Source organism: Sphingomonas sp. CBMAI 2297 (assembly GCF_029870595.1).
Lineage (GTDB): Bacteria > Pseudomonadota > Alphaproteobacteria > Sphingomonadales > Sphingomonadaceae > Sphingomonas.
Genome location: NZ_JAPDIR010000015.1, coordinates 24655 through 40471 on the forward strand (window position 1 = coordinate 24655; position 15817 = coordinate 40471).

General features: G+C 69.8%; 15 protein-coding genes. 8 read left to right on the forward strand and 7 right to left on the reverse strand.

Going from position 1 to position 15817, the window contains the following annotated elements; all coding sequences use genetic code 11:
- Window positions 1-37: 37 nt before the first annotated feature.
- On the reverse strand, window positions 38-379 hold the full coding sequence (locus OMP43_RS18145) for a helix-turn-helix domain-containing protein (protein WP_280280941.1): 342 nt from the start codon (window positions 377-379) through the stop codon (window positions 38-40).
- 164 nt (window positions 380-543) lie between these two features.
- Here OMP43_RS18145 and OMP43_RS18150 point away from each other — a divergent pair, with 164 nt between their 5' ends.
- The gene (locus OMP43_RS18150; RefSeq protein ID WP_280280942.1) at window positions 544-1119 is read left to right on the forward strand and encodes an NAD(P)H-dependent oxidoreductase; all 576 of its coding nucleotides are present in this window, start codon (window positions 544-546) and stop codon (window positions 1117-1119) included.
- Window positions 1120-1191: 72 nt separating this feature from the next.
- On the opposite strand, the gene OMP43_RS18155 is transcribed toward OMP43_RS18150, so the two are convergent.
- The 4 genes from OMP43_RS18155 to dnaK form a co-directional block, all read right to left on the reverse strand.
- Window positions 1192-1578, reverse strand: a complete 387-nt coding sequence (locus OMP43_RS18155) for a glycine zipper 2TM domain-containing protein (RefSeq protein ID WP_275915680.1) — start codon at window positions 1576-1578, stop codon at window positions 1192-1194.
- Window positions 1579-1701: 123 nt separating this feature from the next.
- Window positions 1702-2658 (reverse strand): tail fiber protein, encoded by a 957-nt coding sequence (locus OMP43_RS18160; protein ID WP_280280943.1) that lies wholly within the window; start codon window positions 2656-2658, stop codon window positions 1702-1704.
- A gap of 272 nt (window positions 2659-2930) precedes the next feature.
- Window positions 2931-4052, reverse strand: a complete 1122-nt coding sequence (dnaJ, locus tag OMP43_RS18165; RefSeq protein WP_280280944.1) for a molecular chaperone DnaJ — start codon at window positions 4050-4052, stop codon at window positions 2931-2933.
- A gap of 134 nt (window positions 4053-4186) precedes the next feature.
- The gene (gene dnaK / locus OMP43_RS18170; protein ID WP_280280946.1) at window positions 4187-6103 is read right to left on the reverse strand and encodes a molecular chaperone DnaK; all 1917 of its coding nucleotides are present in this window, start codon (window positions 6101-6103) and stop codon (window positions 4187-4189) included.
- 160 nt (window positions 6104-6263) lie between these two features.
- Here dnaK and OMP43_RS18175 point away from each other — a divergent pair, with 160 nt between their 5' ends.
- From OMP43_RS18175 to OMP43_RS18200, 6 genes are all read left to right on the forward strand, one after another.
- Window positions 6264-6704, forward strand: coding sequence for a copper chaperone PCu(A)C (locus OMP43_RS18175; protein ID WP_280280947.1), 441 nt, complete (start codon window positions 6264-6266; stop codon window positions 6702-6704).
- 259 nt (window positions 6705-6963) lie between these two features.
- Entirely contained in the window at window positions 6964-8691 is a 1728-nt protein-coding gene (locus OMP43_RS18180; protein WP_280280948.1) for a pilus assembly protein, read from the forward strand.
- Entirely contained in the window at window positions 8688-9281 is a 594-nt protein-coding gene (locus tag OMP43_RS18185) for a TadE/TadG family type IV pilus assembly protein (RefSeq protein WP_280280949.1), read from the forward strand. Before OMP43_RS18180 ends, OMP43_RS18185 begins: the two co-directional genes overlap by 4 nt.
- Window positions 9278-9991 carry a hypothetical protein gene (locus tag OMP43_RS18190; RefSeq protein WP_280280950.1) on the forward strand — a complete coding sequence of 238 codons (714 nt, stop codon included), beginning with the start codon at window positions 9278-9280 and terminating at the stop codon, window positions 9989-9991. The genes OMP43_RS18185 and OMP43_RS18190 overlap by 4 nt, the downstream gene beginning before the upstream one ends.
- Before the next feature lie 74 nt (window positions 9992-10065).
- Window positions 10066-10596, forward strand: coding sequence for a PH domain-containing protein (locus OMP43_RS18195; protein WP_280280951.1), 531 nt, complete (start codon window positions 10066-10068; stop codon window positions 10594-10596).
- Window positions 10597-10601: 5 nt separating this feature from the next.
- Complete coding sequence (locus OMP43_RS18200; protein WP_280281039.1) at window positions 10602-11597, forward strand: DUF1963 domain-containing protein; 996 nt, start codon at window positions 10602-10604, stop codon at window positions 11595-11597.
- Here the strand turns inward: OMP43_RS18200 and OMP43_RS18205 are convergent.
- Complete coding sequence (locus OMP43_RS18205; protein ID WP_280280952.1) at window positions 11594-13165, reverse strand: ATP-binding cassette domain-containing protein; 1572 nt, start codon at window positions 13163-13165, stop codon at window positions 11594-11596. The two genes, OMP43_RS18200 and OMP43_RS18205, sit on opposite strands and share 4 nt — an antisense overlap.
- A 148-nt stretch (window positions 13166-13313) precedes the next feature.
- On the opposite strand from OMP43_RS18205, the gene OMP43_RS18210 reads away from it, so the two are divergent.
- On the forward strand, window positions 13314-13775 hold the full coding sequence (locus tag OMP43_RS18210; RefSeq protein ID WP_280280953.1) for a vgr related protein: 462 nt from the start codon (window positions 13314-13316) through the stop codon (window positions 13773-13775).
- Between the two features lie 205 nt (window positions 13776-13980).
- Here the strand turns inward: OMP43_RS18210 and OMP43_RS18215 are convergent, their stop codons facing one another.
- Complete coding sequence (locus OMP43_RS18215; RefSeq protein ID WP_280280954.1) at window positions 13981-15405, reverse strand: hypothetical protein; 1425 nt, start codon at window positions 15403-15405, stop codon at window positions 13981-13983.
- Window positions 15406-15817 lie beyond the last annotated feature (412 nt).

The window sequence follows — 15817 nt, forward strand, 5'->3', positions numbered from 1 at the left end:
CGGAAGGCACCCGGCACGCAAGCCGGGTGCCTTCCGGTCAGCTGCCGTCCCGATCCTCCGCCGCCACGTCGAACCGGCGGCGCGCCGCGTCGATTTCCGGCAGGTTGGCCATCACCCATTGGCCGAGCGCACTCACCGGCTGCTGGAGCGAGCGCCCCAGCGGCGTCAGCGTATATTCCACTCGGGGCGGGATCGTCGGGAACACTTCGCGCGTCACTAGCCCGTCACGCTCCAGCCCGCGCAGGGTGAGCGTCAGCATCCGCTGCGAGATGCCCTCGATCCCGCGCTGCAGCTCGCTGAACCGCCTGGTGCCGCCGCTCAGCATCATGATCGTCAGGATGCTCCATTTGTCGCCGATCTTGGCAAGGATCTCGCGCACCGGCGTACAGCCCTCCTGCCCGCCGACCGGATGCCCGCCGCTTAGATGCCCGCCGCTTACATGGGTGTGCCTGGGTTCCAGAAATGTGCCTCCTTGTGGCGATGCGTCCACCGCATCATTTGATCCTCTGTTACGATTCGTAACCGGAAAGGGTCGAAATTTCCATGCTCAACCTCGCACTCATCATCGGCAGCACGCGCCCGCAGCGTTTCGCGGACGTTCCCGCCCAATGGATCGCCGCCGGCGCCGCCGGACGCGACGACTTCACGCTCGATATCCTCGATCTGCGCGACCAGAACCTGCCGCTGTTCGAGGAGCCCGTTCCCCCGTCCTGGACGCAGGGCGTCTATTCGCACCCCGCCGCCGAGGCCTGGCGCCACAAGGTCGGCAAGTATGACGGCTTCATCGTCACTGCCGCGGAATATAATCACGGGCCCACCGCGGTGCTGAAGAACGCGCTCGATTCGGCCACCTTCGAATGGCGCCGCAAGCCGGTGGCGTTTGTCGGCTATGGCGGCGTCGGCGGCGCCCGCGCGATCGAGCAGCTGCGCGGCATCGCGGTCGAGCTGCACATGGCGCCGATCAGGGCCGAGGTGAATGTGGGCATGGAGCCGTTCCTCGGCATCCTGCAGCAGGGCAAGACGCTCGACGACTATCCCCATCTCGCCGCCGCCCGCGCCGCCTTGTTCGACGAGATCGCCTGGTGGGGCAACGCGCTCAAGGCCGCCCGCGCCGCCTGAGCCCCGCGCCCAAAGAGAAGGGGCCCGGCGTTGCCGCCGGGCCCCTTCTTCCTGCTTGCGGCCCCGAGGGGCTTAGCGGCAGCGACGGCCGCCGCTGCTGTCCTTGTCGATCGCGCGGCCGAGCAGCGCGCCGCCCAGGGCGCCGAGCAGCGTGCCGGGAGTGCGGTCGCCATAGCGGTCGATGCTGCGGCCGACCAGCGCACCGGCGACGCCGCCGATCAGCATGCCGGTGGTGCCGTCCGAACGGCGGCAATAGTTGCGGCCGTCGCGGCCGCGCCAGCTCGGGCCGTTATAATAGCCGCGATCGTCATAGCCCCGGTCGTAGCCGCGATTGTCATAGCCGCGCTCGTAGCGGCCATCGTCGCCCCGATAGCCGTCATAACGCTGCGCCATCGCGGTCGAGGGCAGGGCGGGAAGGGCAACGGCCATGGCCGCGAGGCCCAGAAGCGTCTTACGCATGATCTATCTCCTCCTTTGGCCGGTGCCTGGGCACCGGGTACGAGGATGGGTCTAGGCGATTCGGCCTGATGCGATGCTGAACTCGTCTTGCAGCTTGCGTTCACGTAACGAAATCGCGGCGGCTCAGGCCCCGGGCATCATCCGGCCGCGCAGATCGGGCAGGCCGAAGCTCGTCTTGCCGTCACCGCCCCAGATGTCGCCGATCGCCTGGAACAAGGTCGGGTAGCGCGAGATCGGCAGCACGCTGCCGTCGCACGCCGCCCAGCCCTGGGGGATCTGCGCGCCGGCATAGGCAGTCACCTGCCCGGCATAGGCATAACAGGCCGGCGGCTCCCCATCGCCGCTGCCGGGAGCCAGAAGATCGCCGGTGTTGATGATATAGTTGAGGCCCAGCCCCCCGATCGTGCCCGACATTTTCTGGCCCAGCGCCATGCCCGGCCCCAGGCCCACCGGCGCCGCGCCGTTCAGGTCCGGCAGCTGGAAGGTCGTCACGCCATTGCCGCCGAACGCGGTGCCGATCGCCGCGAACAGCGCGGCATATTGCTGGACCGACAGCGTCGCGCCGGCGCAGGGCGCCCAGCCGGCCGGCACCACGGTTCCGCAAAACGGCGTCACCGTTCCCGGCAGCGGCGCTTCGACGCTCGCATCCATCGCGATCAGCCAGCCGAGGACGAGCGCGCCCGGCCGCATCCCGCCCACCGGCGCGCCGCCGATCGCCACGCGCGCATGCAGGTCGGGCACGCCGATGGTCGTGATCCCGTCGCCGCCGAAGCTGGTTCCCATCACCGCCGTCAGCGGCTGGTTCTCCATGATCGGCAGCGTGCCGCCGGTGCACGGCCTGGCGCCATAGGCCGGGTAGCTGCCGGCGAAGCTCTCGATCATGCCGACAGTGAATTGCGCCGGCGCCTGGCCGTCCTGCGGGAAGACGCCGTTCATCACCAGCAGCTGCTGCATGCCGGAAGGCGGCGGCGAGCCGGGCCGGTCGGCTTCCTCCGCCAGTACCGGTGGCCCCGACGGCACCGGCTTCGATGCCCCGCCGCCGAACAGCCGCGCCAGCAATGCCTTCAGCCAAGCCCGCATGAACGCCTCCCCGATTCCCCCAGGAGGGGCGACTATCGATGCCCGATGGCAATCGCGGCAGACCCCATATGGGAGCGCACCGGACCGAAGCGGTGCAAAAGATAGGGAATGCACCTGTCGGTGGCGGCGTTTTTTTTGGTTGGGTCCGACCCGAGAGTCAAAATCCGATCAAGGCTGTGATTTCTTTCGTCATCCCCGTTATCCCTTACTCGTCATCCCCGCGAAGGCGGGGGTGACGGAAGCAAGCTCAAAGGCCTGCTTGGGTTCTCAACCTAGCCCAGGGCAGCCTTGAGCTTGGCGAAGAAGCCGGTCGTCTGGGGGCATTCGTCGCCCGTCTCGGTCGCGCGGAATTCCTCGAGCAGCTCGCGCTGCTTCGCGGTCAGCTTGGTCGGCATCTCGACGACGAGCTCGACGACCAGGTCGCCGCGCCCGCGCCCCTGCAGCACCGGCATGCCGGCGCCGCGCTGGCGCACCTCGCGGCCGCTCTGGGTGCCGGGGGCGATCTTGATGGCGTGCTTCTCGCCGTCGAGGCCGGGCAGGACGATCTCGCCGCCCAGCGCCGCGGTGGTGAAGCTGATCGGCGCATGGGCGAACAGGTTCGTGCCCTCGCGCTCGAAGATCGCGTGCTTCCTGACGTGCAGGAAGATGTAGAGGTCGCCCGCCGGCGCGCCGCGCGCACCCGCCTCGCCCTCGCCCTGCAGCCGGATTCGCGTGCCTTCGTCCACGCCCGGCGGCACGTTGATCTTGAGTGTCTTGGTCTTGTCGGTCCGCCCTTCGCCGCGGCAGTCGCGGCAGGGCTGCTCGATCACCTCGCCGGCGCCGTGGCAGACCGGGCAGGTCCGCTCGACCATGAAGAAGCCCTGCTGCGCGCGCACCTTGCCGTGCCCGCCGCACTGCTTGCACTGGTGCGCGGCGGTGCCCGGCTTGGCGCCGGTGCCGTCGCAAGTGTCGCAATGGCCGGAAACATCGACGGTGATCTCGCTGGTCTTGCCGTGAAAGGCCTCTTCCAGCGTGATCTCCATGTCGTAGCGCAGGTCGGCGCCGCGGCGCACCTGGCGCCCGCCGCCACGGCCACCGCCCATGAACTCGCCGAACACGCTTTCGAAGATGTCGCTGAACGCACCGAAATCGGGCTGCGCGCCATGGCCGCCGCCACCCATGCCGTTCTTGAACGCCGCATGGCCGAACCGGTCATAGGCCGCGCGCTTCTGCGGATCCTTCAGGCAGTCATAGGCTTCGTTGATCGCCTTGAACTTGGCCTCATGGTCCTTGCACCCGGCATTCTTGTCCGGATGATATTTGATCGCCAGCTTGCGATAGGCGGACTTGAGCGTGACGTCGTCCGCGGTGCGCTCGACTTCGAGCAGCTCGTAATAATCGACTTCGGTGGTCATCAATTAAAGCCCTCTCCCCTTCAGGGGAGAGGCTATGGGAGAGGGGCACGCCGCGAGAACCGTCCGCATCGCCGCCCCTGCTCCCCCTCTCCCCGGCCCTCTCCCCGCATGCGGAGAGAGGGAGGGGGTGTTACTTACGCCTTGTTGTCGTCCACCTCGGAGAATTCGGCGTCGACGACTTCCTCGCCGCCGGCCTCCGAGCCCGCCGCCGCGCCGGCGCTCGCCTGGGGCGAAGCCTGCTCGGCAGCCTGCTTCTCGTAGATCGCCTGGCCAAGCTTCATCGCCACCTGGGCCAGGTTCTGGCTCTTGGCCTGCATCTCGTCGGCGTCGCCGCCATCGACCGCGGCCTTGGCCTCGGCCAGCGCCGCCTCGATCTCCGCCTTCAGCCCGGCATCGACCTTGTCGCCATTCTCCTGGAGCTGGCGCTCGGTGGTGTGGATCAGGCTCTCGGCGTTGTTCTTCGCCTCGGCCGCGGCACGGCGCTTCTTGTCCTCCTCGGCGAAATTCTCGGCGTCGCGGACCATCTGCTCGATGTCGCTGTCCGAAAGACCGCCCGAGGCCTGGATGCGGATCTGCTGCTCCTTGCCGGTGCCCTTGTCCTTGGCCGAGACGTTGACCAGGCCGTTGGCGTCGATGTCGAAGGTCACTTCGATCTGCGGCACGCCGCGCGGCGCCGGCGGGATGCCGACCAGGTCGAACTGGCCGAGCAGCTTGTTGTCCGCCGCCATCTCGCGCTCGCCCTGGAAGACGCGGATCGTCACGGCCTGCTGACCATCGTCGGCAGTCGAATAGACCTGGCTCTTCTTGGTCGGGATCGTCGTGTTGCGATCGATCATGCGCGTGAACACGCCGCCCAGCGTCTCGATGCCGAGGCTCAGCGGAGTCACGTCGAGCAGCAGCACGTCCTTGACGTCGCCCTGGAGCACGCCGGCCTGGATCGCCGCGCCGATGGCGACGACTTCGTCCGGGTTCACGCCGGTGTGCGGCTCCTTGCCGAAGAACTCCTTCACGATCTGGCGGACCTTGGGCATGCGGGTCATGCCGCCGACCAGCACCACTTCGTCGATCGCCGAGCCCTTGACGCCGGCATCGGCCAGCGCCTTGCGGCACGGCTCGAGCGTGCGCTGGATCAGGTCCTCGACGAGGCGCTCCAGCTCGGCGCGGTTGATCGTCTTCACCAGGTGCTTCGGCCCATTGGCGTCGGCGGTGATGAAGGGCAGGTTCACTTCGGTGGTCTGCGCGCTCGAAAGCTCGATCTTCGCCTTCTCGGCGGCTTCCTTCAGACGCTGGAGCGCCAGCTTGTCCTTGGTGAGGTCGATGCCTTCGGCCTTCTTGAAGTCCTCGGCCAGGAACTGCACCAGCTTGGCGTCGAAATCCTCGCCGCCCAGGAAGGTGTCGCCATTGGTCGCCTTAACCTCGAACACGCCGTCGCCGATCTCGAGCACCGAGATGTCGAACGTGCCGCCGCCAAGGTCATAGACCGCGATCGTCTTGCCGTCGTTCTTCTCGAGGCCATAGGCGAGCGCCGCCGCCGTCGGCTCGTTGATGATGCGCAGCACTTCCAGGCCCGCGATCTTGCCGGCGTCCTTGGTCGCCTGGCGCTGCGCGTCGTTGAAGTACGCCGGCACCGTGATGACGGCCTGGGTGACGTTCTCGCCGAGATACGCCTCGGCGGTTTCCTTCATCTTCTGCAGGATGAAGGCCGAGATCTGGCTGGGCGAATAATCCTCGCCGCCGGCCTGCACCCAGGCGTCGCCATTGGCGCCGCGCACGATGGTGTAGGGCACCAGCTCGGTGTCCTTCTTGGTCACCGGATCGTCGAAGCGGCGGCCGATCAGGCGCTTCACCGCGAAAACCGTGTTGTCCGGATTGGTCACTGCCTGGCGCTTCGCCGGCTGGCCGATCAGACGCTCGCCATCCTTGGCGAAGGCGACGATCGACGGCGTGGTACGCGCGCCTTCCACATTCTCGATGACCTTGGGCTTGCCGCCCTCCATCACTGCCACGCAGCTGTTGGTCGTCCCCAGGTCGATACCGATAACTTTAGCCATGGTCCCTCGTTGGCCCCCAGTTCAAATCAAAAACTTGGCCCCCACGCCCCTGCTTGGAGGCAGCGCGGAGAACCGGTCACGCTGCCGGATATAGGTGCACATGCGCTTGCCGCAAGAAGCAGGGCTTTCTAGAGGGTTTCCCGGAATGGGAGTGAGGCGGATGCGGCGTTTCTCGGCGATCGTTACGGTGGTGGCACTTTCGGCCTGCGCGCCCGCGGGCGAGCTTGCCGCCGGCAATGCCTGGGTCCGGCTGCCCGCCGTCGCCGGCCAGCCGGGCGCGGCCTATTTCACCGTGCAGGGCGGCGCGACCGCCGACACGCTGCTCGCCGTCTCCTCGCGCGCCGCGCTGAAGGCCGAGCTGCACGAGAGCATGAAGGGCGAGCACGGCATGATGTCGATGGCGCCGCTGAAGGACGTCGCCGTGCCCGCCGGCGGCAAGCTCGCCTTCGCGCCCGGCGGCCGCCACGTGATGCTCTTCTCGATCGGGCCGGCGGTGAAGCCCGGCCAGACGGTGCCGCTCCAGCTGTCCTTCGCCAGCGGCAGGACGCTCCAGCTCGACGCGAAGGTGGTCGGCGCGGGCGATCCGGCGCCGGGGAGCTAGGCCCGGCCGATATACCCCACCGTCATCCCCGCCTGCGCGGGGATGACGAGGGAAATTGGAATTACGAAGGAAATCAGCGCCCTGCTCGAATTCTGCGCTTGGGCCGCCTCCGTAGAAACCCGCGGGGGAGAATTCCCTACCCCCGCGGAAACCATCTCTTTTTCAGTTTCAGAAGAAAAAATGCTCCAGATTGTGGGCCTTAGCAGGTCCCGGTGCGGAGCGTATCGTGGAGCAGGATCGGCAACGTCCCGCGGGATTCATGGCGCGTCTCGCGCGGGATCGGCGCGGCAACACCCTGGCGATGATGGCCGCCGCGCTCATCCCGCTGGCGGCCTTTTGCGGCTGCGCGATCGATTCGGCGCGCCTGTATGTCGTCAAGACGCGGCTCCAGCAGGCGTGCGACGCGGGCGTGCTGGCCGGCCGCAAGTTCATGACCGACACCTCGGTCGGCAACACCACGCTCGACGCGACCGCGACCGCCCAGGCCCAGACCTTCTTCAACAACAATTTCCGCACCGGCTGGTTCAAGACCAGCACCGCCAGCTTCAACCCCAGCAAGACCTCCGACGCGCAGGTCGCCGGCACCGCCCAGGCAGTGGTGCCGATGACGATCCTGTCGATGTTCGGTGTGCCGAGCCAGACGCTCAACGTCACCTGCCAGGCGAGCTACGACGTGGCGGACACCGACGTGATCTTCGTGCTCGACACCACCGGCTCGATGGCCTGCCTGCCGCAGGACGACGACAATACGTGCAACAACTATGTCGGCTCGGCCGGCACCACTTCCTATGCGCGCCCCGCCGACGGCGCCGCCAGCGGCAATGACAGCGTCGCCGGCTATCCGGGCAGCACGGCCTATTACGTTCCCGAGAAGAGCGGCTCGCGCATCTCGGCGCTGCGCTCGGCGGTGCTGAACTTCTACGACACGCTCGCGGCCGCGGCGGACCCCTCCACCCATATCCGCTACGGCTTCGTCACCTACACTTCCACCGTGAACGCCGGGAAGGCGGTCGTCGCGCTGTCCCCCGCCTATATGGTCGGCGGCACGGGCAGCGCGAACACGCAGTGGAATTATGAATCGCGCAGCCAGACCGGGAACCTGCTCGGCATCCCGATCTGGAAATACCAGCAGCTCAATTTCGACGTGCGCAGCTTCGTCGCCGGCAGCACCGTCACCGATCCGAGCAAGACCACCGGCGCGACCAGTCGCTGGACCGGCTGCCTCGAGGAGCGCGCCACCACCGCCGGCACGATGAACTTCAACACCTCGACGCTGCCGCCCGATCTCGATCCCGATCTCGTGCCCAATTCGAACATCGACACCCAGTGGAAGCCGATGTGGCCCGAGCTCTTCTATGCCCGCAACAATTATTCGAGCACCGCCACCACCACTTCGACCGGCGACAGCAGCAGCAGCCCGAACATCGGCACCGCTTATTATTACCAGCTCGGCTATGTCTCGTGCGGCAAGCCGGTCTCGCGCCTGGCGGTGATGACGCGGACGCAGGTGTCCAACTATGTCAACGCCAGCGATTTCCGGCCGATCGGCGGCACCTATCACGACACCGGCATGATCTGGGGCACGCGGCTGCTCTCGCCCACCGGCATCTTCGCGGCGGACACCGCGCCCTGGCCGTCGCGCCAGGCGCCCAACCGGGTGATCATCTTCCTCACCGACGGCGACATGGCCCCCAGCACCTCGATCTACGGCATGTACGGCAACGAATATTACGACCGGCGCGTGAGCGGCGGCGACTTCACCAATCTGAAGGCCTATCACAATGCCCGCTTCCTCGCGGAATGCGCCGCGGCCAAGGCGCGCAACATCCAGATCTGGACGGTGACGATCGATTCGAGCGCGACCACCCAGATGCAGTCCTGCGCCACCACCACCAACCAGGCGCTCGCCACCACCACCGGCGCGGGCCTGTCGACCGCGTTCGCCACCATCGCCAAGCAGGTGGCGATGCTGCGGGTGACGCAATGAGCCCGGGCGGACGCGCCCGGATCCTGCGCGACCGGCGCGGCGCCACCGTGGTGGAGTTCGCCTTCGTGCTGCCGGTGATGCTGGTCCTGATGATGGGCATGATGGAGCTGGGCTATCAGGCCTATGTCCAGTCGGTGATCACCGGCGCGGTGCAGAAGGCGGGGCGCGACAGCGGCATCCAGGGCGCCACCCCCGCCTCGATCGATGCGCGCGTGCTGGCCCAGGTCCAGGCGGTGGCCCCCGGCGCCACCTTCGCCGCGGGCTATCCGACCCGGAGCAGCTACACCAGCTTCAGCGCCGTCGCGCCCGAGCCGTTCGTCGACACCAACGGCAATGGCGTGCGCGATCCGGGCGAATGCTACACCGACGTCAACGGCAACGGCCAATGGGACGCCGATGCCGGCCGCGCGGGCCAGGGTGGCCCCAACGACGTCACCGTCTACACCGCGGCGATCACTTATGGCCGCCTCTTCCCGGTCGCCCGGCTGCTCGGCTGGCCGGGCACGGCGACGCTCAGCGCCACCACCACGCTGATGAACCAGCCCTATGCCACCCAGAACGTCCCCACGCCGGCGACGATCTGCACATGAACCCGTCCCGCGTTCCCGCGCCGCTCCGCCGCTTCGCCGCCGCCAGGTCGGGCGTGGCGATGCTCGAATTCGCGCTCGCCCTTCCCGTCGTGCTGGTGCTCGGCTGCTACGGGGTCGAGACCGCGAACCTCGCGCTCGCCAATCTGCGCGTCAGCCAGATCGCCGCGAACCTCGCCGACAATGGCTCGCGCCTGGGCCTGATGAGCTCGGCCTCCACCGTCCAGCTGCGCGAGCTCGACATCAACAACGCGCTGCAGGCCGCGCGCCTCCAGGGCAATGCGATCGGTATAGGCGCCAATGGCCGGGTGACGCTCTCCAGCCTCGAATATATCCAGCAGAGCTACGACACCGCGCCGGTGCAGCGGATCCACTGGCAACGCTGCTTCGGGATGAAGAGCGGGACCGGCTATGATTCGAGCTACGGCACCACCAGCGCGACCGCGGGCACCGACGCGACCCGGACGAATGCCGGCACCACCGTCACCGGCATGGGCGATCCGGGCGCCATCGTCACCGCGCCGAGCGGCTCGGGGCTGATCTTCGTCGAGATCAACTATGACTATCAGCGCCTGTTCGGGTCCAGCTTCATGGGCCCGGCCCGGCTCCACTATGTCGCCTCCTTCATCGTGCGCGACCGGCGCGACTTCTCGCAGCTCTTCAATCCCGCGCCCGCCGCCACGCGCTCCACCTGCGACAAATATGGCAGCTGAGCCCCGCGCCCGAGTTGATGTGGCGGCGCCATCCGCTATCCTCGCGCGCCTACACCGCAGGGAGGCCCGCACGCATGCCGCAAGTCCTGGATCGCTTCCGTTCCTCCACGCTCGGCTGGCTGATCGGCACGCTCGCCGGCTGGGGCACCTGCTTCCTGCTGCTGCTCGGGCTGGTCGGCACCTTCTATTTCCTGGCCCAGGGCATGCTGGCCGGCGCCGCCTGGGTCGCGCCGCTGCTGTTCGCCGTCGCGATCGTGGTGCTGATCCTCAAATGGTTCGAGAATCTCGGCATCGCCTATGAGATCACCGAGGACCGGCTGATCCTCCACAAGGGCATCCTCCAGAAGTCGATCGACGAGATCGAGCTCTATCGGGTGAAGGACGTCCGCATCGACTTCTCGATCGTCAACCAGCTGGCGGACATCGGCACGATCAGCATCGCCTCGTCCGACGAGACCACGCGCGCGGCGCCGCTGGTGATCCGCGACGTCGCCCGGGCCCGCGCCCGCCGCGAGCAGCTGCGCGAGCTGGTCAACACCGCCCGCCGCAACCGCGGGGTCCGCGAGATCGACATGGTGCACGAGGATCTGGGCGAGCCGCTTTGAAGCCGGTGCTGGCGGCGCTGAACAGGCTGTTCGGCGGCCCGCGCGCGGCAACGCCCCCGCCTTCGCGCGGCATCGCGGATCGCGCCGCGCTCGATGCGCTGGTCGCGCGAACCGGGCATGCCCCCGCTGCCGCCGACAGGCTGGCGCGCCGCGCGCTGCCCTGCCTGGCCGTCTTCGCGGACACCGCCGGCGACGCCATCGGCGCGACGCGCTTCGGCGGCGTCCCCGATCTGCCGCCCGGCACGCCCTGGCCCCAAGCCGGCGCCACGCCGCTCAGCTTCCACGCGCAAGTCGCGCTGCCCGCGCGCGCCGGGGATGCGACGGTGCCGGACCTGCCGCCATCCGGCCTGCTCTCCTTCTTCGCGGCCCGAGCCGATGATGACGGCTCCGGCATGCTCGCCCGCGTGATTCACAGCCCGCCCGGCACCGCCCTGCGCCCCACGCCGCCGCCATCCGGGGTCGAGCGCTTCAATCCGGTCGGCGCGCGTTTCGAGCATGGGCTCAGCTTCCCCGACCATGACGACGCGCTCATGGGAGAGATAGAGCGGGCATGGCCCGAGGCCGATCATCTCGCGCTATTGCTGGGCCTCGGCCCGCCGGCGGGCGCGATCGGCCAGTTGCTCGGTCACGCCCAATGGCACGAGGATCTGCGCGAGGAGCTCCATTTCCACATGATCGGCCGCCCCGGCAAACAGGCGCTGCGCCTCTGGAAAAGCTGGGAGGATTGGGAAGAAGCGAAGCGGATCGAATCGCGCATGGCGGGCGGCGGCATCTATCGCCCCTGGTCCGCCGCCGACGACGATCTCGTCCGCTGGATCCAGTCCCATCGCGTGGAGATCGATGCCGGCGTCGCGAGCTGGCGCTCGCTGCTCACCATCGAGTCCAACCAGGCGATGGACCTGTGGATCAACGATGCCAACGCGATCTACTTCTTCCTTCCCGCCGCCGATCTCGCGCGCGCCGACTTCTCCAACGTCCAGGCCATCACGGCGCAGAGCTAGACGGCGATCTCCCGCACCGCGCCGATCGCCTCGAGGAACGCGCGGTCGTGGCTCACCACCAGCAGCGCGCCGTCATAGCCGGCCAGCGCCGCCTCGAGCACTTCGATCGATTCCATGTCGAGATGGTTGGTCGGCTCGTCGAGCAGCAGCAGTTGCGGCACCGCCGCGCCGCCCAGCACACAGGCCAGCCCCGCGCGCAGCCTTTCGCCGCCGCTGAGGTCGCCCGCACGCTTCAGCGCGTCCCGGTTGCGGAAGGCGAAGCGCGCGCAGGCCGCATGCGCCTCGCGCTCGGTCGCGCCCGGATGCAGCCGCCGGAAATTCTGCAGCACCGAAGCCTCCGGCACCAGCAGCCCGACATGCTGGTCGAGCATCGCCGCTCGCCCTTCGGCCCGCCGCACCGTGCCGCGATCGGGTGCCAGCGCGCCCGCCGCCATCCGGAGCAGGCTCGTCTTGCCCGCGCCATTGGGCCCGGTCACCGCCACGCGTTCGGGCCCGGTGATCTCGAAACGCCATGGCCCGAGCGTCCGGCCCGAGCGCGCCAGCGCCGCGTCCTCGAACGCCAGCAGCCGCCGGTTCGCCGGCAGGCCGGTGCCGGGCAGCGCGATGACCAGCGGCGCCACCACTTCCACCCCGGCCCGCGCCGCCGCCAGCCGCGCTTCCGCCGCGCCCACCAGCCGCTCGCCCAGGCCCGCCCCGCGCCCGGCCGAATTCTCCGCCCGCTCCTTCTGCCGCCCGAGCAGGATCTTCGGCGCCGATCCGCTCGCGGCATAGGCGCGCCCGGCGCGATCGCGTCGCGCCTGGCGCTCGCGCGCCTGCTGCGCCTCCGCCTCGGCGCCGCGCAGCAGCTCGCCCGCCCGCGCCACCTCGGCCGCCGTCCGCGCCCGCTCCGCCGCCCGCGCCGCCGCGAAGCCGGACCATCCCCCGCCGAACGCCCGCACGCCGAGCGGCGTCAGCTCGACGATCCTGTCCATATGCTCGAGCAGCGCGCGGTCATGGCTGGCGACCAGCACGCCGCCGCGCCACCCCTCCACCAGCGCCGCCACCGCCGCGCGGCCCGCGGCGTCGAGATTGTTGGTCGGCTCGTCGAGCAGCAGCAGGTCGGGCGCGTCGAGGCGCAGCCGGGCGATTCCCACGCGCGTCCGCTCCCCGCCCGAGAGCGTCGCCACGCGCCGGTCGAGCGCCACCGCGCCCAGCCCGGCCTCGGCCAGCGCCGCGCCCACGCGCTCCTCCAGCGTCCAGTCGGCCTCGGCCAGATCCTCCGCGCTGCCCTCGCCCGCCAGCGCCCGCGCCAGCCGCGCGAGCCCTTCGTCCACCCCCAGCACCGCGCCGATGGACCAATGGCCGGGCCATTCCTGGCGCAGCACGCCGATGCGGCCGGCACGCGCCACGCTGCCCGCCAGGGGTGGCGCCTCGCCCGCGACGATGCGCAGCAGAGTCGATTTGCCCGAGCCGTTGCGCCCGACCAGTCCGGTGCGTTCGCGCCCGAGCGCCAGCGTCAGTCCGGCGAAGAGCGGCTCGCCCTCAGGCGTAGCGGCGGCAAGCGAATCCAGGGTTACGAAGCAAGACATTTGGCACCTGCGGGCAGGACGGGACGATCGGGCGGACGGCGATCGGTTCCTGGCGCATGGCGGCTCACTCCTTGGAAATTCGGGAAGGCGCTATCTGGCGGCGCGGCGCGCGGATGACAAGCCCGCCGGCCCACGCCATCTAGGGCGCATGCCCGCCTCCCGCCCGCTCACGCCCGGCGAAGCCGAACTCGCCCGCTCGGTATTCGGCGACGCGCTCGATCCGGCCCGCGCCTTCGTCGCCAATCGCAAATGGGCATTCTTCCAGCCGCGCAACACCACCATGGCGCCGCTGGGCACGATCCATTTCAATCCCGCCTCGGGCCTGTACCGCGAGGATTTCGCCGCCGCGCCGCTCGCGCTGCAGGGGCTGTTCGTCCACGAGCTCGTCCATGTCTGGCAACATCAGCAGGGCCTGTTCCTGCCGCTGCGGCGCCATCCCTTCTGCCGCTATGGCTATGTGCTCGAGCCCGGCCGGCCGTTCGAGCGCTACGGCATCGAGCAGCAGGCCGAGATCGTCCGCCACGCCTTCCTGCTCGCGCGCGGCGCGGACCTGCCCGGCAGCGCGCCGCTGAGCAGCTATGCGGCGCTGCTGCCCTTCCGCCGCGCCTAGGTTGGGGACTCATATTCTCCAGCGTCATCCCAGCCATCCCTTCAACCGTCCCCTTCACCTGTCATCCCCGCGCAGGCGGGGATCCAGGGCCAGGGGCAAGGACGGCAAGCACCCGCGGATCGCGTCGATCGTCCCCTACTGCCCCGGATCCCCGCCTGCGCGGGGATGACGGGTGCGGTTTCAAGGGCTTGCCTGGGTTCTCAACCTAGGGCGCCGCTTCGTCGTTCGAGAATTTGGGCGGACGCGGCGACGGCGCCGGGCGCGGTGGCGGTGCCGGGCGCGCGGCCGGCGGCGGCGCGCTGGGCGGCGGCGTGTAGCTGGGGCGCGGCGGCGGCGCGCTGCCGGGCGGGGGTGCCGCCGGCCGCTGCCAGCCGCCCTCGGGCCGGGGCGGGCGCGACCATGCCGGCGGCGCGGGCGGGTTCTCCACTCCGGGCCGTGGGGCAGGCGCGGGCGACGGCGTCACCACCGGCGGCGGCACCGGCCGCTGCCAGCCGGGGCCGCCGTCCGGACGGGGCGGGCGCGGCGGCACGGGCATCGCATTGCCGCCGTCCGCCGGCGGTCGCGGACGGCTCCAGCCACCCTCGGGCCGGGGCGGGCGGACGCCGGGGGCCGGCGGACTGCCGGTATCCGGCCCCGCGCCGGGCGTGCCGGGCGATGCCGGCATGTCCGGGCGTTCGCGACGCCAGCCGGGCAGGCGCGGACCGTCCGGCCCGCCGCCGGGGCGCGTCATCGGCGGCCGGCCCGGCACCGGAGGGCCGCCGGGCTCCGCGCCCGGCATGCCCGGGCGGGGCGGCGGATTGGTTCCCGGCCGGCCCGGCGGGCGCGACCAGCCCCAACCCGGCTGTGGCGGACGCCCGGCACCGGGGCGTCCCGGCCCATGCGGCCCCCGGCCCGGCGGATGGAAGCGGCCCGGCGGCGGCCCCTGGAAACCGCCCTGGCGCCAATGGCGGAAGCGTTCGGCGGCCTCGCGGCGGCGGCGCTGCTCGGCATCGAAGCGCCGCCGCCAGGCCGCTGCATCGCTGCGCGCGTGATAGCGGCTCCAGCCCGGATAGCGGCTGCGCCCGCTGTCCCAGACCTGGATGAAGCTGAGCAGATAGGGGCTGGCATCGATCCAGGCATCGGTATCGACCGGGCGATAGTCGCGCCCCGCCAGCGCCTCGCGCAGCCGCACGGCGCGCGCATGGAGATCGCCGGCCGCATCGTCATAATCGCCGAACTCGGCCCGGGGCGCTGCCTCGCCATCGGCGTCATAGACCATGGCCAGCCGCCCGCGCACATAGGCGAAGCTCATTCCCGGCTCGACGGCGAGGAACGGCCCCGTGGCGCCGGGCGCGAAATAATAGCTGCGGATGCCGCCCGCGCCCGCATCCTCCACGATGATCGTATAGCCGTCGGTCGTCTGCCAGGCCCAGGGCTCCTGGCCCTCGAAGGCGAAGGCGAAGTCGGGCGGCGCGTCGCCGATCGCGTCCCACAGCGCATCGGCCTGGTCGATCCATTGATAATCGTCCGCCGATTGCGGCGCGGACTGGCCCATTCCCGCGCCCGGCGCCGCCATCGCCGCGCCCGCGCCGGGCAGCGCAAGCGCCGCCCCCGCCAGCATCGTCAGCCGGATCATCCTCTCGAACCGCATCGCCCTGCTCCCTCCTGCATCCTATCGCAGGTTTCCGCCTCCGCCGCTGAACGGCGTGTGAAATGCACGTGCAGCTTCGCGAAAGGAAAGACCCGGGCGTTTCGCCAGGAGCATCGCCTCGGAAGCGACCGCGATCCTTTTCCATTTCAATTGACCTGCCGGCGCGCGCACGGGTAATTCGGCCGGCAAAGGGGGAAATCATGAAATCTCGTGTGAGGGCGTTCGCGCCTGCACCCATGCCTGTGTCCGGAACGCCGCCGCTCGACTGATCGGCGATGTCGCACGCACGCCTCGCTTCCGCGCTTCTCGCCGCGGCGACGTTGCTCGCGGCAGGGGTGTCGCATGCCCAGACCGCTCCCGATGCCCCGCCCGCGCCGCCGCGGATCGAAGGACTGTCGGCCGTCCAGCTGTT

What these genes read in the sequence shown, in the direction of transcription:
- OMP43_RS18150 (WP_280280942.1), top strand. Translation starts at nt 544, where the DNA reads ATGCTCAACCTCGCACTCATCATCGGCAGCACGCGCCCGCAGCGTTTC.
- OMP43_RS18155 (WP_275915680.1), bottom strand. Translation starts at nt 1,578, where the DNA reads ATGCGTAAGACGCTTCTGGGCCTCGCGGCCATGGCCGTTGCCCTTCCC.
- OMP43_RS18160 (WP_280280943.1), bottom strand. Translation starts at nt 2,658, where the DNA reads ATGCGGGCTTGGCTGAAGGCATTGCTGGCGCGGCTGTTCGGCGGCGGG.
- dnaJ (WP_280280944.1), bottom strand. Translation starts at nt 4,052, where the DNA reads ATGACCACCGAAGTCGATTATTACGAGCTGCTCGAAGTCGAGCGCACC.
- dnaK (WP_280280946.1), bottom strand. Translation starts at nt 6,103, where the DNA reads ATGGCTAAAGTTATCGGTATCGACCTGGGGACGACCAACAGCTGCGTG.
- OMP43_RS18175 (WP_280280947.1), top strand. Translation starts at nt 6,264, where the DNA reads ATGCGGCGTTTCTCGGCGATCGTTACGGTGGTGGCACTTTCGGCCTGC.
- OMP43_RS18180 (WP_280280948.1), top strand. Translation starts at nt 6,964, where the DNA reads ATGGCGCGTCTCGCGCGGGATCGGCGCGGCAACACCCTGGCGATGATG.
- OMP43_RS18185 (WP_280280949.1), top strand. Translation starts at nt 8,688, where the DNA reads ATGAGCCCGGGCGGACGCGCCCGGATCCTGCGCGACCGGCGCGGCGCC.
- OMP43_RS18190 (WP_280280950.1), top strand. Translation starts at nt 9,278, where the DNA reads ATGAACCCGTCCCGCGTTCCCGCGCCGCTCCGCCGCTTCGCCGCCGCC.
- OMP43_RS18195 (WP_280280951.1), top strand. Translation starts at nt 10,066, where the DNA reads ATGCCGCAAGTCCTGGATCGCTTCCGTTCCTCCACGCTCGGCTGGCTG.
- OMP43_RS18205 (WP_280280952.1), bottom strand. Translation starts at nt 13,165, where the DNA reads ATGTCTTGCTTCGTAACCCTGGATTCGCTTGCCGCCGCTACGCCTGAG.
- OMP43_RS18210 (WP_280280953.1), top strand. Translation starts at nt 13,314, where the DNA reads ATGCCCGCCTCCCGCCCGCTCACGCCCGGCGAAGCCGAACTCGCCCGC.
- OMP43_RS18215 (WP_280280954.1), bottom strand. Translation starts at nt 15,405, where the DNA reads ATGCGGTTCGAGAGGATGATCCGGCTGACGATGCTGGCGGGGGCGGCG.